The 14,206-nt window shown below is 47.7% G+C and carries 14 protein-coding genes; 4 read left to right on the top strand and 10 right to left on the bottom strand.

Annotated features, from left to right (window positions below):
• Nucleotides 1–29: 29 nt before the first annotated feature.
• Together alr and dnaB are read right to left on the bottom strand one after the other, a co-directional pair.
• Nucleotides 30–1,106 (bottom strand): alanine racemase, encoded by a 1,077-nt coding sequence (gene alr / locus AC0VXX_RS02870; RefSeq protein ID WP_475515831.1) that lies wholly within the window; start codon nucleotides 1,104–1,106, stop codon nucleotides 30–32.
• Nucleotides 1,107–1,207: 101 nt separating this feature from the next.
• Nucleotides 1,208–2,614: a replicative DNA helicase gene (gene dnaB, locus AC0VXX_RS02865; RefSeq protein ID WP_110457153.1), complete on the bottom strand. Its 1,407-nt coding sequence runs from the start codon at nucleotides 2,612–2,614 to the stop codon at nucleotides 1,208–1,210.
• Nucleotides 2,615–2,737: 123 nt separating this feature from the next.
• Here dnaB and AC0VXX_RS02860 point away from each other — a divergent pair, with 123 nt between their 5' ends.
• Entirely contained in the window at nucleotides 2,738–4,942 is a 2,205-nt protein-coding gene (locus AC0VXX_RS02860; RefSeq protein WP_475515830.1) for a S46 family peptidase, read from the top strand.
• A gap of 149 nt (nucleotides 4,943–5,091) precedes the next feature.
• On the opposite strand, the gene rplI is transcribed toward AC0VXX_RS02860, so the two are convergent.
• From rplI to rpsF, 4 genes are read right to left on the bottom strand one after another with little or no spacing between them, the layout of a single operon-like run.
• Nucleotides 5,092–5,544 carry a 50S ribosomal protein L9 gene (gene rplI / locus AC0VXX_RS02855; RefSeq protein WP_475515829.1) on the bottom strand — a complete coding sequence of 151 codons (453 nt, stop codon included), beginning with the start codon at nucleotides 5,542–5,544 and terminating at the stop codon, nucleotides 5,092–5,094.
• 27 nt (nucleotides 5,545–5,571) lie between these two features.
• Nucleotides 5,572–5,799: a 30S ribosomal protein S18 gene (gene rpsR, locus AC0VXX_RS02850; RefSeq protein WP_011867078.1), complete on the bottom strand. Its 228-nt coding sequence runs from the start codon at nucleotides 5,797–5,799 to the stop codon at nucleotides 5,572–5,574.
• 11 nt (nucleotides 5,800–5,810) lie between these two features.
• Entirely contained in the window at nucleotides 5,811–6,116 is a 306-nt protein-coding gene (gene priB / locus AC0VXX_RS02845) for a primosomal replication protein N (protein ID WP_110457148.1), read from the bottom strand.
• Between the two features lie 8 nt (nucleotides 6,117–6,124).
• Complete coding sequence (gene rpsF, locus AC0VXX_RS02840; protein WP_110457147.1) at nucleotides 6,125–6,535, bottom strand: 30S ribosomal protein S6; 411 nt, start codon at nucleotides 6,533–6,535, stop codon at nucleotides 6,125–6,127.
• A 239-nt stretch (nucleotides 6,536–6,774) separates the two neighbouring features.
• Between rpsF and AC0VXX_RS02835 the strand changes: the two genes are divergently transcribed.
• The gene (locus AC0VXX_RS02835) at nucleotides 6,775–7,518 is read left to right on the top strand and encodes a DUF481 domain-containing protein (RefSeq protein ID WP_475515828.1); all 744 of its coding nucleotides are present in this window, start codon (nucleotides 6,775–6,777) and stop codon (nucleotides 7,516–7,518) included.
• A gap of 274 nt (nucleotides 7,519–7,792) precedes the next feature.
• Here the strand turns inward: AC0VXX_RS02835 and AC0VXX_RS02830 are convergent, their stop codons facing one another.
• Nucleotides 7,793–9,124: an ammonia-forming cytochrome c nitrite reductase subunit c552 gene (locus AC0VXX_RS02830; protein ID WP_475516920.1), complete on the bottom strand. Its 1,332-nt coding sequence runs from the start codon at nucleotides 9,122–9,124 to the stop codon at nucleotides 7,793–7,795.
• A 141-nt stretch (nucleotides 9,125–9,265) separates the two neighbouring features.
• Nucleotides 9,266–10,477 (bottom strand): NnrS family protein, encoded by a 1,212-nt coding sequence (locus tag AC0VXX_RS02825; RefSeq protein ID WP_475515827.1) that lies wholly within the window; start codon nucleotides 10,475–10,477, stop codon nucleotides 9,266–9,268.
• Nucleotides 10,478–10,815: 338 nt separating this feature from the next.
• Between AC0VXX_RS02825 and AC0VXX_RS02820 the strand changes: the two genes are divergently transcribed.
• Complete coding sequence (locus AC0VXX_RS02820; RefSeq protein ID WP_475515826.1) at nucleotides 10,816–11,151, top strand: thioredoxin family protein; 336 nt, start codon at nucleotides 10,816–10,818, stop codon at nucleotides 11,149–11,151.
• Here the strand turns inward: AC0VXX_RS02820 and AC0VXX_RS02815 are convergent.
• A complete protein-coding gene (locus tag AC0VXX_RS02815) occupies nucleotides 11,148–11,642 on the bottom strand; it encodes a peptidylprolyl isomerase (protein ID WP_475515825.1) in 495 nt (164 codons plus the stop codon). The two genes, AC0VXX_RS02820 and AC0VXX_RS02815, sit on opposite strands and share 4 nt — an antisense overlap.
• Nucleotides 11,643–11,814: 172 nt before the next feature.
• On the opposite strand from AC0VXX_RS02815, the gene AC0VXX_RS02810 reads away from it, so the two are divergent.
• A complete protein-coding gene (locus AC0VXX_RS02810) occupies nucleotides 11,815–12,447 on the top strand; it encodes a flavin reductase family protein (protein ID WP_475515824.1) in 633 nt (210 codons plus the stop codon).
• 78 nt (nucleotides 12,448–12,525) lie between these two features.
• Here the strand turns inward: AC0VXX_RS02810 and AC0VXX_RS02805 are convergent, their stop codons facing one another.
• Nucleotides 12,526–13,992, bottom strand: a complete 1,467-nt coding sequence (locus AC0VXX_RS02805) for a carbon starvation CstA family protein (protein WP_475515823.1) — start codon at nucleotides 13,990–13,992, stop codon at nucleotides 12,526–12,528.
• Nucleotides 13,993–14,206 lie beyond the last annotated feature (214 nt).

Below are 14,206 nucleotides of genomic sequence, written 5' to 3'. Positions count from 1 at the left end.
TTGAAATCACCGCTAATGGGCATTTGTCGTTAGTCCATGCACACTGCAACGCGCGGGGTCAACTTGGTCACTAACTCGTAGGCAATAGTACCAATATGCTCAGCAACATCCTCAACGGGTAACGCCTTGCCCCACAACATTACTGCATCCCCAACCTTATCAGTGGCGTCTATGCCTAAGTCCACCGTAAGCATATCCATTGATACTCTGCCAACAATAGGTACTAAGCGGCCATTGACCCACACTGGGGTACCCTCTGGGGCATTACGCGGATAACCGTCACCGTAACCAATCGCCACCACGCCTAATTGGGTATCTTGCTTAGCATGCCAATAACTGCCATAGCCCACAGGATCGCCGGCCTTGTGGTCGCGAACAGCAATGAGCTGCGACACCAACTCCATGGCTGGCACTAAACCATGATTACTGCCAAAGTCATTGGCAACGGGTGAGACACCATAAAGCGCAATACCTGGGCGGATCCAATCGGCCTGTGTTTGCTGCCAGTACAATGCTGCGGCAGAGTTAGCTAGCGTGCGAAACCCAGGAAGGCCTTGAGTCATCTCATTAAAACGCTCGGCTTGCTTCGCCGTCGCTGGATTATCAGGCTCATCGGCGCAGGCAAAGTGGGTCATCAAATGGATAGGTTTGGCCACTTGCGGGCACGCCATTAAACGGGCATAAATGGCGTTGAACTGGGCCAGATTAAAGCCAAGCCTGTGCATACCCGAATCAATTTTTAGCCATACGGTAACCGGCTTGGCTAATGTTTGCTGCTCGAGCATCTCGATTTGAAACTCGTGGTGCACCACGGTATCTATGTCATGGGTAACGAGCAGATCCAGATCGCTTTGACGAAAAAAGCCTTCTAACAGCAGCAGTTTAGCGCTAACACCACCCGCCCTGAGCTCGAGCGCTTCTTCTAATCTTGCCAAGCCAAAACCGTCGGCGGTCGATAGACAGTTAGCAACATTCAGTAAACCATGACCATAGCCATTAGCCTTAACCACCGCCATGACCTTACTGTGGGGGGCGAGCTCGCGTAATCGGCGTAAATTCGATTTCAGCGCCGCGGCACTGATCTCTGCACGGGGAAAGGGTTTCAAACAATAACCTTATTTTAGAAGCAAGTAACCTATAACAACATAGCGCAAATTAACGGCTCGCGGGGCAAGATAAATCATCTTTCATCCTGCCCCACTGGCTATTAATCTTCTTCGAATTGAGGACCCGCGTAGTTATCAAAGCGTGAATATTGGCCTTGGAACACCAAACGCACCCGGCCGATGGGGCCGTTACGTTGCTTACCAATAATGATCTCTGCGGTGCCTTTATCTTGTGAGTCGTCGTTATACACCTCATCACGATAAATAAACATGATCAAATCCGCATCTTGCTCAATAGAACCCGATTCACGCAAATCCGAGTTTACAGGGCGTTTATCGGCGCGTTGCTCCAACGAGCGGTTAAGCTGTGACAGGGCGATCACCGGGATCTCCAGCTCTTTTGCCAACGCTTTAAGCGAGCGAGAGATCTCGGCGATCTCCAACGTTCGGTTGTCTGACAAAGCAGGTACCTGCATCAATTGCAGGTAATCGATCATGATCATCGACAAGCCGCCATGCTCTCTGGCAATCCGCCGCGCGCGGCTACGCACCTCGGTTGGCGTTAAACCCGAGCCATCATCGATATACATCTTGCCCTGCTCGAGCATAATGCCCATGGTCGACGATACCCGAGCCCAATCGTCATCGTCGAGCTGACCGGTACGGATCTTGGTTTGGTCGACGCGTCCAAGCGACGCCAGCATACGCATCATGATCTGTTCTGAAGGCATCTCGAGACTAAAAATCAATACCGGTTTGCCTTCATTCAATGCCGCTTGCTCACACAGGTTCATCGCAAACGTGGTCTTACCCATAGAGGGACGCGCCGCCACGATGATCAAGTCACCCGATTGGAAACCGGCGGTCATCTTATCTAAATCGCCAAAGCCACTCGATACCCCGGTAACACCGTTATGCGGGTTGTTATATAGGGCTTCAATTTTATCGACCGTTTTTTCCAAAATGGTCTTAATGCCTTCTGGTCCCTCATTGGCATTGGTGCGCTGCTCGGCGATTTTAAAGACTTTACTCTCGGCTAAATCCAGTAGCTCGCCCGAGTTTCGCCCTTCAGGATTAAAGCCGGCATCGGCGATCTCGTTGGCGACTTTAATCATTTCGCGTACCACCGCACGCTCACGCACGATAGAGGCGTAGGATAAAATATTACCTGCACTTGGGGTATTTTTAGCAATTTCACCTAAGTAGGCAAAACCACCGGCATCTTCAAGACTATCTTCAAGTTCGAGCTGCTCTGATACGGTGATCAAATCTATCGGTTGGCCGGCAGCCACCAAAGACTCCATCGCCATAAAGATCATCCGGTGAGAACGGGAATAGAAATCTTCTTTTACCACGGCCTCAGCCACTTTATCCCACGCGTCAGAGTCCAACATCAAGCCACCCAGCACAGATTGCTCGGCCTCAATCGAATGTGGCGGCATCTTTAATGCATCGAGTTGTAAATCTCTGGGCTTTTTCTTAGCCTGAAAACTACCTTGCTGTGCCATTTACTCTCCAAATTTCCAACAATTAGGCAAAATATGATATAAAACTGGGGTCAAGCAGAGCCATAACTGGCAGCCTACGCCAGTTAATCCAACAAACACACCTATAATAATTAAGGAATAAACATGCGCAAAGCATTGGTTGCAGCCTTAATGCTGTCATCGGGCATCGCCATAGCCGATGAAGGGCAGTGGCAACCTTATCAGATGCCGTCAATCGCCGATAAACTTAGCGAACGCGGTATTCACATTCCAGCAGAGCAACTCGCCGATCTGACCCAATACCCAATGAATGCCGTTGTTGGCCTCGGGTATTGTACCGCCAGTTTCGTATCCCCCCAAGGGTTAGTTGTGACTAATCACCACTGTGCTTATCAGGCTATCCAATACAACAGTAAAAAAGAACATAACTACATCGAAACCGGCTTCTTAGCCAAAAAAATGAGCGATGAACCCTCGGCGGGCCCTAATGAGCGCCTGTATATTACCGAGGCGGTCACCGATGTGAGTGACCAAGTCAAACACCAATTAAGCGACGATCCACTGCAACGGTTTGAGCAAATCCAAACCCATCGCAAAGCCTTAATCAAACAGTGTGAGAGCGATGAAAACTACCGCTGCTCGGTACGCAGTTTTCATAACGGCTTAGAATACTACCTTATCAAGCAGTTAATCATTCGTGATGTGCGTCTGGTCTATGCCCCACCAGAGAGCGTGGGCGCCTTTGGTGGTGATATCGATAACTACGAATATCCGCGCCATTCGGGCGACTTTACCTTCTTGCGCGCTTATGTAGGCAAAGATGGTAAGCCTGCGGCATATTCAGCTGACAACGTGCCCTTTACCCCTAAAAGCTACCTCAAGATTAACCGCGATGGCGTCAAAGCCGGTGACGGCGTATTTGCCGCAGGCTATCCGGGTTCGACCAGCCGTTACCGCCTCACCAGTGAACTTAAGTTTGCCAGCGACTGGCTCTACCCTACCCTCGCAACGCGCTATCAACTGCGTATCGATACCCTTGAAGCCATGGGAGAACATGATACGGATGTAGCCATCAAATATGCAGGCACGCTACTGTCGATGGCTAACCGCATGAAAAAGTACAATGGTCTACTCGATGGTTTTAAGGCTACCGATATTGCGAGCATCAAACAGTCACGCGAAGATAGCTTTAGCCACTGGCTAGCAAACGATAGTGAGTATCAGCACTACCAAGCCAAATTTGACCAACTCGAAGCCTTATTGATTGAGCAACGTGCAGCGCAGCAACGGCGCTACTTCTTCGACAACGCTCAGTCTAGCGCCTTGTTGTCTGCGGCCAATCAGCTTTACCGCTTAGCCAAAGAGCAAACCAAGCCCGATGCTGAGCGTGAAGAGGGTTATCAAACCCGTGACATGAAGATGTTTAAAGCGCGTCTTAAACGTATCGATTCACGTTTTGCCATTTCCGTTGATAAGACGTTATGGCTGCAGGATCTTAACGCGTATCTGGCGCAAGAACATCGAGTGGCTGAGCTCGACGAGATGCTCAACACCGAAGGGAGTAACATCACGCTGTCAGATAAATTAGACGGCCTCTACTCATTAACTTCACTTACAGATCAAGCTAAACGTTTAGGCTGGATGGATGCCGATGTTAATGCCTTTGAAACCAGTAGCGATCCCTTTATTCGCTTAGCGGTTGCCCTATACGACACCAATATGGCACAAGAGCAAGCACAAAAGACCCTAGCCGGTAAACTGTCTAAAGCCCGCCCAGATTATATGCAAGCGGTTATCGCCTACTACAAGGCAAACGATTGGCCTGTGTATCCCGATGCTAACGGTACTTTGCGAATCACTTACGGCATGGTCGATGGTTATCAATCAAAAGATGCGCTCTATAAACAGCCCTTTACCCGCTTAGAAGGGCTTGCGGCTAAACATACTGGCGTCACGCCATTTAATGCGCCGCAAAAGGTATTGGATGCCATTACAGCTAAACGCTATGGCAGTCACCAAGTGGAGTCGGTTTATCAAGATCCTGCATCTTGGTTGTGTCGTCTGTTTTCTTGTATAGATAAACCTGAACGCTTCGACTCGGTGCCGGTTAACTTTCTATCCAGTGTCGATACCACGGGAGGTAACTCAGGCTCACCGGTCTTTAACGGCAAAGGTGAACTGGTGGGGCTGAATTTTGACTCGACCTATGAGGCGATCACTAAAGATTGGTTCTTTAACCCAACCATTACACGTGCTGTGCACGTCGACTTTAGGTATATCCTGTGGATGATGGATGAGGTGGATCATGCCGATAATCTGCTTGATGAGCTAACACTCGTCAGTAATTAACCGCCTAGGCCATATCAAAACCACCTGCGGGTGGTTTTTTATTGCCGGTTTAAAATTACCAACTTGCTAGTCGCTTATTTTAGGCATAAAAAAACACCGCTCTAATCACGTTAGTGCGGTGCTCTCTTTAAAGCTATTAAGCTAAGTTATTAAGCTTCTGCAACAACAGAAACTTTAACTACAGCTTTAACTTCAGTGTGAACTTGAACATCAATTTCGTATTCACCAGTAGTGCGGATAGCACCTAGTGGAAGACGAACTTCGCTCTTAGCAAGTTCAACACCAGCAGCAGTAACTGCATCAGCGATATCACGGTTACCAATTGAACCGAATAGCTTGCCTTCGTCACCCGCTTTAGAAGCGATAACAACTGGCTCAAGTGCGTTAATCTTTTCAGCGCGCTCGTTTGCAGCAGCTAGATCAGCAGCTAACTTAGCTTCTAGTTCAGCACGACGTGCTTCAAAAACTTCAGTGTTAGCAGTGTTAGCAACAACAGCTTTACCTTGTGGTAAAAGGTAGTTACGTGCGTAACCCGCTTTTACAGAAACTTGGTCACCCAAGTTGCCTAGGTTAGCGATTTTATCAAGTAAAATAACGTTCATTTTATATTCCTCTAAATTGATGCAGTATTACTGATGTAAATCAGTGTACGGCAGTAGAGAAAGATAACGAGCACGCTTAATGGCGCGAGCTAGTTGACGTTGATATTTAGCGTTTGTACCAGTGATACGGCTAGGAACAATTTTACCACTTTCAGTGATGTAGTTCTTTAGAGTAGCGATATCTTTGTAATCGATCTCTGTAACGCCTTCTGCAGTGAAACGGCAGAACTTGCGACGACGGAAATAACGTGCCATGTGACAGTCTCCTAAGTTTTCAATTCGACATTTTCAGCGTGTAATACCAAACGGTTTTGGCCATTTCGCCCTTGTTGCAGAGCAATAAAACCTTGAACCTCGATATCCACCCCGGATTTCAGTTTGTCTGTAACGCTTTCAAAGCGTTCGCCGCTCAATATGACTTGTATCTGACAGTATACGTTTCTGAGCATTTCAGCTTCATAACACTGTGATTTGTGTTCCAACATAATAACGCAATGCGCGATACCAGCAGGGCTTTTAAAGCTTCTAGAACGGGTTATGGTTCCAGATAACACCAAGTTATTGGTGGACACAGAAAAACTTACTCTGCTGTGTTTTCAGCGGCTTCTTCAGATTCATCAGCTGCATCAGCAACTGGACGATCTTCGCTAGAACGACGTGAATCACGCTCGTCTTTTGCTTTAGCCATTGGAGAAGCTTCAGTGATGGCACCTTTAGTGCGCATAACCATGCTACGAAGAACAGCGTCGTTGAAACGGAAAGCTGTTTCTAGCTCTTCAACCGATTCTGCAGTCGCTTCTACGTTCATAAGAACATAGTGAGCTTTATGCAATTCGATGATTGGGTAAGCCAGTTGACGACGGCCCCAATCTTCTAAACGATGGATTTGACCGCCAGCTTGGGTAAGAATACCCGTGTAACGTTCGATCATACCTGGCACTTGTTCACTCTGATCAGGGTGAACTAAAAATACGATTTCATAATGACGCATTTTTTGCTCCTTACGGTTATCTAGCCTCGTTGTTGGCTCAGTCAAACCAAATAGAGGCAAGGAACTAATTAAAGTGACTGAATTAAGCCGCGGAATATTACCTGCACACCCGACAAAATTCAAGCAATATCTTAAGCCGACGGACTTTACCGACAGGGCATTGAAACGGTATGATACTGGGCTGTCGTTTTGACGAGTGCCTAATCTGGGCTCACTTAAGCAAATTAAGAACAATAATAATGGTAAGAGCTACTCTTTTATTCGTCACACTCACTCTTTCTTACAGCGCCTGGGCGCTTGTTCCGCCCGACTACCAAGAGCCACCCAGTGACTTTTCCGCCGAAATCGAAGCGGGTTTACAGATCAACACAGGTAACACCGACTCCAGTAGCTTTAACGGCCGAACAAAATTGGTTTACGATACGGCGGTGTACCGTCAAGAAGGGGTGATAAAAGCCTATTACGCCGCCGATGCGGAAAAAACTACCTCGGAAAAGTACGACCTACAACTGCAGTCCAGTTATAAATTTTACAGCGGCTATGTGTTCGCTCGCGGCGACTTTATTAAAGATCGCTTCGGTAGTTATACCCGCAGTTCTACCGTTTCAACCGGCTATGGTTTCGATGCGATCAGCGACAATAACACCCGCCTCAGTTTAGAAATTGGTCCTGGTTATCGTTATAATTTACCAGCGGTAACCGATGACATTCCCGATCCCGCCGCCGATCGCGATATCATTTTACGTACCGCAGCCAAATTTGAGCAACGCATCCACGAATATACTAGCTTTAACGCCGATCTGACCGCAGAAGCTGGCGAAGAAAACAACACCTTAACCCTAGATTTAAGTTACAAAAATACCCTGTTCCAAGATTGGGCCTTTAAAATCGGCATGAACGTTAAGTACACAGAAGTGGTGCCCGAAGGCTCGAAACAAACCGATACCGTAACCACTTTCAACCTACTCTATACCTTTCAATAATCACCATATTAAGCAATATATCGGCAAGGCCACATTGACCTTGCCGTCACCATATCAGCCTATATGGCAATAAAAAGGCGCAATCATTATCACGATTGCGCCCTTATCGATATTCACCCTTAGCAAGATCCACCCGCCTTTAGTGGCTATAAACTTTAATGACTATACATAGGTCACCTTGGACATAAGACACCTTGAACCATAAGTCACCGTGGTTAATCGCTCCGAAGAGTAATTGCCCAGAGCCGCTATTACAGTGAATAACGCACTCAGGTTAATCGAGTGAGTAACCATGGCGGCTCACTGCAGACCAATGTGCATCAACTTCTTGTTTAATAAATGCCTGTTTCTCTGCGGTCAATTTATCCAAATCAATGCCAACCGCCTGCTGAGCCGTCTGTTTAGTCGATATATCGGGATAAATGACTTGGGTGACGGCCAGCTCTTTCAACACACCTGCCAAATGGCGGCGCGCCTCATTAGCCAGCTCAATCGCCCTATCGAGCAACTCGTTGCCTTCTTGAGGGTTATGGGCATATAAACCATGTGACGACATGGCAAAATCCCAGCGCCACTGTGCATGCCGAATAGCCATGATGGCATCATTCATCATCGGCCAATTCGCGCCCGCATCCCAGGCGGCGCCCGCTTCATAATGTGCCTTTACCAACAAATCTTCTACCTCACGAGCCTTAGCGTCAATTTGCATCTTGGCCCGTTGCAACCGGCCAACCAAATCGGTCTTATTAGCATGACAGTCTTGGCACACTTGCTCATAATTTGCCAACGCGTTACCCACTTGATGATTAGTAAATTCTTGCCCCACAGCATCTTTTGCAGGTGGCATATGACAACTAATACAGGTGACGCCTGCTTCAGCATGTTGGCTGCGACTCCAGTGTTCAAATTCAGGGTGGCGCGCTTTTAAAATAGGGGTTTTCGAGATGGGATGGATCCACTCGTAAAAACGACGCGCATCATAATATTTCTCGATAAGGTCGGCGGTGCTGCCAAATATCCACGGAATGTTAACCTTATTACTGCGCTCAGGCTGAAAATAATAGGTCACATGACATTGGCCACACACCTGGGCTCCCTGCATATTACTGTCTTGTTTATCAAACGGCAGGTGCACCTTAGCCATGGCATCTTGAGCGTGCGGGCGCGGTAAGTTTAATTCGGCAGAGCCACTGACATGGCAATCAGTACAATACACCACGCTGTTCATTTCGCTGCCGAGATCGGTAAAGTTTTGCGCCGCAAAGCCTTCTACACCCAGCTTATCGATTAATCTCGGCACATCCGGCGATTTGCAGGTCCAGCAACTCGCCGATAGGCCTTGCTCCCCAGCAGCTGGCGCCACGCCCGTACGTAAAGTATGACTGACATCGGCCACCGCAAAATGATGACCGCGAGGGCTGTGATATTCTTTGGCGTATGCAGAGCCAGCCCATAAAACAATAGCAGCTGGGTAGCTGGCCAGCATATCGGTCCGCTCCTCCTGCTCTGATGTCGCCGCCCAGCTCGTATATTGATTAGGAAACTTAGCCTGCATCGTTTCAGGACTGGCTGACTCTGCCAGGGCGTAGCCATAATTTATCCACATAGCGCTACCCAATAGCGTTAATAGCAAGCCTTTGTTTCGCCCTAGGGCAGAGCCGAATAACCCTTTATTAAACAACATTATAAATCATCCCTCTTTAACAACGTTTAACACAATATTCATACCGATATCGAGCAGCACCTGCTAGCCAGGGCGTCCGTCTATTCTGGGCTGAGTGAGGATCGGCAGATAAAACCACACAAACAACCCAAAGGAGACGGTCCAACACCCCGCCGCTAACCATAGCCAGGTCTGAGCATATTGCGGCCACAGCAGTGGTAAAACCGCACGCAGTAAGGCCGCGAGGATCAATCCGATAAAGGCGATAGCCATATTGGGCCCCTGATAAATATTGCGACTGGTGTGACCCAGCGATACCCTCGAGATCATCGACAAACAGATCCCGGCGAGCGTGCCGATGGCAAATAGGTGCAGTAGTTGACGGTAAGCATTCTCATCATCAATATTCCACGCCAGTGCAGCCAAGGTAATGGGCAAAAATAAGTAAGCACTGTGCAGCGACCACAACAAAGGTTCACCCAAGGTTTTATGAGGATACCAACGAGACCAGCGCACGAAATGCAGCAGGGCGGCAACGACCAGCAAGCCTTGCTCGATATTAGCTGGTATGACCTTCACCATTGCCTGCAGCACAAGCGTCAGCATTAACAGGATGAGGCAACGGTCTAAGATGACGATGGGATTGGGCTTAGACTGCTTAATGCGCATAGCCGTAAAGAAGGGGATAACGCGCCCACCCACTATGGTGATCAACAGTCCCAGCCACCATAACATCGCCTGCCAAATCTGCTGACTAAGGGTGAAATTACGCTCACTGAGCGCGTAGTAACTGAGTAAATTAATCACTAAGGCAAGCAGTAACATGATGGGAAAACCAATGTTATTCCACTGCTTAACTTTATAAATACAGCGCCATAAGGTTATAGCCGTGATGGCTAAAAACAGTGAATCGAATAACGACGGTAACCATAGCGGCAGCGCCATAGGCAATAACAACAATAACCTAGCCATCAACCAACAACCGAACGTCAATGCCAATCGATACCCTTTTAAGCTAGGTTGATTGGTCCACGTTTGCACCGATGTCAGTAAGAAACCGCAGACAATCGCCAAGGCAAAACCAAATAGCATCTCATGGGGATGCCACCATAATGGCACCACCTTAAGCCAGAATTGATTGGAAAACAGGCTAAATTGCGGCAAAAACCAAGTCACCAACCACAAAGGGATATACAAAGTGGCCAGTATGGCTCCCCCGAGGAAAAATGGCCGAAAGCCTAAACGCCATATGGCTGGTGTTTGTTCTGTTGCGCGTGGATCATCGATATTCAACATGACTATTCCAATATAACATTCAACATAATTAGCTGATTAAAAATCACTTAACCTCATTGAATGGCCATTCTTGACGTATTCAGTCAGGCATGTCCATTAATACTGTGGCTCAGCGCCCAAATAAACACACATTATAAATGCAACTTATAATTTAAGTGTATCCACAGCTGCCATCAGCGACAACCGATAAACTTTCCTATATTGAGAAGTGTGATCTGCCTAGACAAATTACGCTATCATATGTCGCAAAAATACCGCTTTAGAGGTAGTTAAAAGTCAGGTCGTAGCCTCGATGATGCCGACTTATATCGCCTCGCAAACCCACAAGGTTAATCATCATGACCACGCTAATTGAGATCCACTGCGCCACTGAACTTAGCCAGTTGCTGCAACAAAATAATGCTGTGCTGTTATTGTTTGGTGCCACTCATTGCGGGGTTTGTCAGAGCATTAAACCGCGAATAGGTGACATGCTGAGGGATGAGTTTAGTCAGATGAAGTGGGCTTATATCGACTGCCATGCACACCCCGCCATTGCAGCGGCGCACCATGTATTTAGCCTGCCTGTAGTAGAACTCTATTTCCAGGGGCAAGCTTTTGGTCGTTTCTCTAAGGTGTTTTCGATAAGGGAGCTCAAAGAGGCGATTGCTCGCCCCTATTACATGTTGGACTAATTAACAATGGTGACCTTTTCAATCACTATCGCCTTAACAGGAACATCATCATGCTTGCCTTGCGACTGAGTCTTTTGCAAGGCAATTTGATTGACCACATTCATGCCCGCATTTACGCGACCAAACACCGCATATCCCCAGCCGGCATTAGTCGTGGCGACATGGTCCAAAAAGGTGTTATCGGCCAGATTAATAAAAAACTCAGCGGTGGCCGAATGAGGCGCATCGGTACGCGCCATGGCAATGGTGCCTTTTACATTGCTAAGGCCACGATTGGCTTCATTAACGATAGCCGCCCGCGTTGGCTTCTCCTGCATATCGACGCTAAAACCGCCACCTTGGATCATAAAACCTTTAATCACTCGATGAAAAATGGTCCCCTCAAAAAATCCCTCTTGGCAATATTTGAGAAAGTTTTTGCTGCTGATCGGCGCCCGTTGCATATCGAGCTCAATCTCTATATCACCTAAATTGGTGGTCAAAATAATCATTAAACAGGTGTCCTGTGACATAAGATGCCTGCGAGTATAGCGCAGCCCTCAGATGACGAGAACACTCCTGGCAACATCGCGCAGCCCACTGGAATAAACAGCCCTGCGCTGTTTGTATTTAGTCGCAATTGGCGCTTAAATGGCTCTTACAGGCAATCACTTTAGGTGCAATATGAGTACAGATAAGCGTTACTTTTATGAACCCCGCAACGGCCACGGCCTAGCCCATGACCCCTTAAATGCCATTATTGGCCCGCGCCCTATTGGCTGGATCGCCTCACGCAATGCGCAAGGTGATCGCAATCTGGCACCTTATAGCTTTTTTAACTGCTTTAACTATCATCCGCCCATCATCGGCTTTGCCAGCGTCGGCTATAAAGACAGCGTGGCCAATATTGTCGATACGGGTCAATTTGTCTGGAATTTAGCAACGCGCCCCTTAGCCGAGCAGATGAACCAAACTTCGGCGGCCTTACCCCATGGGCGAGATGAATTTGAGTTTGCCGGGCTCACTCCTGCCCCGGGCGTTCTCGTGGCGGCCGATAGGGTGGCACAAAGCCCAGTGAATTTTGAATGTAAGCTATCGCAATGCATTCAACTGCAGGCGGCTAACGGGGACAAAATTGATACTTGGTTAGTACTTGGCGAAGTGGTTGCGGTGCATATTGCACCGCATCTGCTTGACGCTCAAGGTGTTTATCAAACGGCGCTGGCCGAGCCTGTGCTGCGAGCCGGCGGCCCATCGGCTTATTACGGTATTTCAGAAGCGCAGCGTTTCGACTTAACTCGTCCTACTGCATTTTAATCTGACTACAATGACTACCCATAAAAAAACCGCCCCATGCAACATGGAGCGGTTGTTAACAAGAGTCACTCAGACCGCTTATGCGACTGCGACTTTACGTCTTCTGTCTGCGATGATGATACCAACTAAGGAGATCACCCCAGCCGCGATACCGATGGGCTGACTCAATGATTGCTCAAGCCCTAAACCTATCCCTGCCGTGGCGATATAAGAGACGGTCACACTGGTACCTACGGTCGCCGGTAGACTGACGATCCAGTGGATGGTGCCACGATCGAACAAGTACTTCGTCGCTAACCACAACACACTGGTCGATAACAACATGTTAGAGAAGGCGAAATAACGCCATACCAAAGAGAAGTCAATTTTGGTCATAAAGTAGGCGATCACCAAGATAGGGACAGCAACAAAGAGACGATTACGAATGCTCTGTGGGATCTTAAAGGCATCGATAATGGTTAATCGCAATGAGCGAAACGCAGTATCACCCGAGGTGATAGGAAACACGGCCACGGCAATAATCGCCATAATACCGCCAGCAACGCCTAGGTAAGTGGTCGCTACCTGATTTACCACTAGGCCAGGGCCGCCTGCATCGAGAATACTTTTTAGCTCAACATAACCGCCCGGGAACGCCGCAATACCTGCCATAGCCCACACACACGCCACAATACCTTCTGACATCATTGCGCCGTAGTACACTGGACGCACATATTTTTCATTGGTTAAGCAACGCGCCATGATAGGAGCCTGTGTCGAGTGGAAACCACTGATCGCACCACAAGTAATAGTCACAAACAGCAGGGGCCAAACTGGTAATCCATCAGGGTTGGGCGCCAACAGGTCGTTGTTGTAATGGCTGTGATCGAAATAAGCAAAGATATCGCCCATCTCTGGCAGTTGCGGCGCACTGAACAACAAAGCTACGGCAATCGATACTGTCATAACAATCATCAGTAATCCAAAAAATGGATAGAGTTTAGTGATGATTTTATCGATTGGTAGCAAGGTTGCTAAAAAGTAATAGCCCAAGATAACCAATACCCAAAAGGTATTTTCAGCAAAGATGGTGTCTTTGAAAAAATCCAAATTACTCAGCAATCCTGCTGGGCTCATGATAAAGACCACGCCCACAAAAAACAGCAGCATGGCGGTAAAGATCAACATGATGGCTTTAAAATAGATATTAAAATAATGACCGGCAATTTCAGGCAGACTCTTACCGTCCTCTTTGATGCTTAATACACCAGAGAAGTAGTCATGCACCGCACCACCAATAATGTTACCCAGTACAATCCAGACGAGCGCTACTGGACCGTATAACGCCCCCAAGATAGGACCGAAAATCGGCCCTACACCCGCCACGTTCAAAAATTGAATTAAGAACGCCTTAACCGGATGCACTTCGACATAATCGACGCCATCATTGAAACGAGATTGAGGAGTTTTTGCGTTAGGGTCAATACCCGCCTGACGTTCTACAAAAGGACTGTAAAATTTATAAGCCAGTAGGAGTAACCCAATACAAATAAAGAATATTAGCATTGTTATCACCATCCGTATTTATGAGTAGGTTTTAATTTTTATATTTTCAGTAACTTATACTAAGCGGTCTACTGGTGAAAGGTTGAATAGCTCATGCCCCCTTCAACAGGATAGCACTCAGTTTTACACCGTCGTCACTTGTAAGCATCCTGCAAACGGCTTGTAACGAGGTTGCTGAATCCTACTACAGCGGCGCAAGAAATAACATTAACAA

It is taken from the genome of Shewanella sp. QJM3NY_23, from assembly GCF_056173105.1.
The sequence above is the reverse complement of the archived record's forward strand: the minus strand, read 5'-3'. Positions and strand labels throughout refer to the sequence as shown.

What these genes read in the sequence shown, in the direction of transcription:
- AC0VXX_RS02820 (WP_475515826.1), top strand. Translation starts at nt 10,816, where the DNA reads ATGACCACGCTAATTGAGATCCACTGCGCCACTGAACTTAGCCAGTTG.
- AC0VXX_RS02835 (WP_475515828.1), top strand. Translation starts at nt 6,775, where the DNA reads ATGGTAAGAGCTACTCTTTTATTCGTCACACTCACTCTTTCTTACAGC.
- AC0VXX_RS02860 (WP_475515830.1), top strand. Translation starts at nt 2,738, where the DNA reads ATGCGCAAAGCATTGGTTGCAGCCTTAATGCTGTCATCGGGCATCGCC.
- rpsF (WP_110457147.1), bottom strand. Translation starts at nt 6,535, where the DNA reads ATGCGTCATTATGAAATCGTATTTTTAGTTCACCCTGATCAGAGTGAA.
- AC0VXX_RS02825 (WP_475515827.1), bottom strand. Translation starts at nt 10,477, where the DNA reads ATGTTGAATATCGATGATCCACGCGCAACAGAACAAACACCAGCCATA.
- AC0VXX_RS02805 (WP_475515823.1), bottom strand. Translation starts at nt 13,992, where the DNA reads ATGCTAATATTCTTTATTTGTATTGGGTTACTCCTACTGGCTTATAAA.
- AC0VXX_RS02815 (WP_475515825.1), bottom strand. Translation starts at nt 11,642, where the DNA reads ATGATTATTTTGACCACCAATTTAGGTGATATAGAGATTGAGCTCGAT.
- AC0VXX_RS02830 (WP_475516920.1), bottom strand. Translation starts at nt 9,124, where the DNA reads ATGTGGATAAATTATGGCTACGCCCTGGCAGAGTCAGCCAGTCCTGAA.
- dnaB (WP_110457153.1), bottom strand. Translation starts at nt 2,614, where the DNA reads ATGGCACAGCAAGGTAGTTTTCAGGCTAAGAAAAAGCCCAGAGATTTA.
- rpsR (WP_011867078.1), bottom strand. Translation starts at nt 5,799, where the DNA reads ATGGCACGTTATTTCCGTCGTCGCAAGTTCTGCCGTTTCACTGCAGAA.
- rplI (WP_475515829.1), bottom strand. Translation starts at nt 5,544, where the DNA reads ATGAACGTTATTTTACTTGATAAAATCGCTAACCTAGGCAACTTGGGT.
- AC0VXX_RS02810 (WP_475515824.1), top strand. Translation starts at nt 11,815, where the DNA reads ATGAGTACAGATAAGCGTTACTTTTATGAACCCCGCAACGGCCACGGC.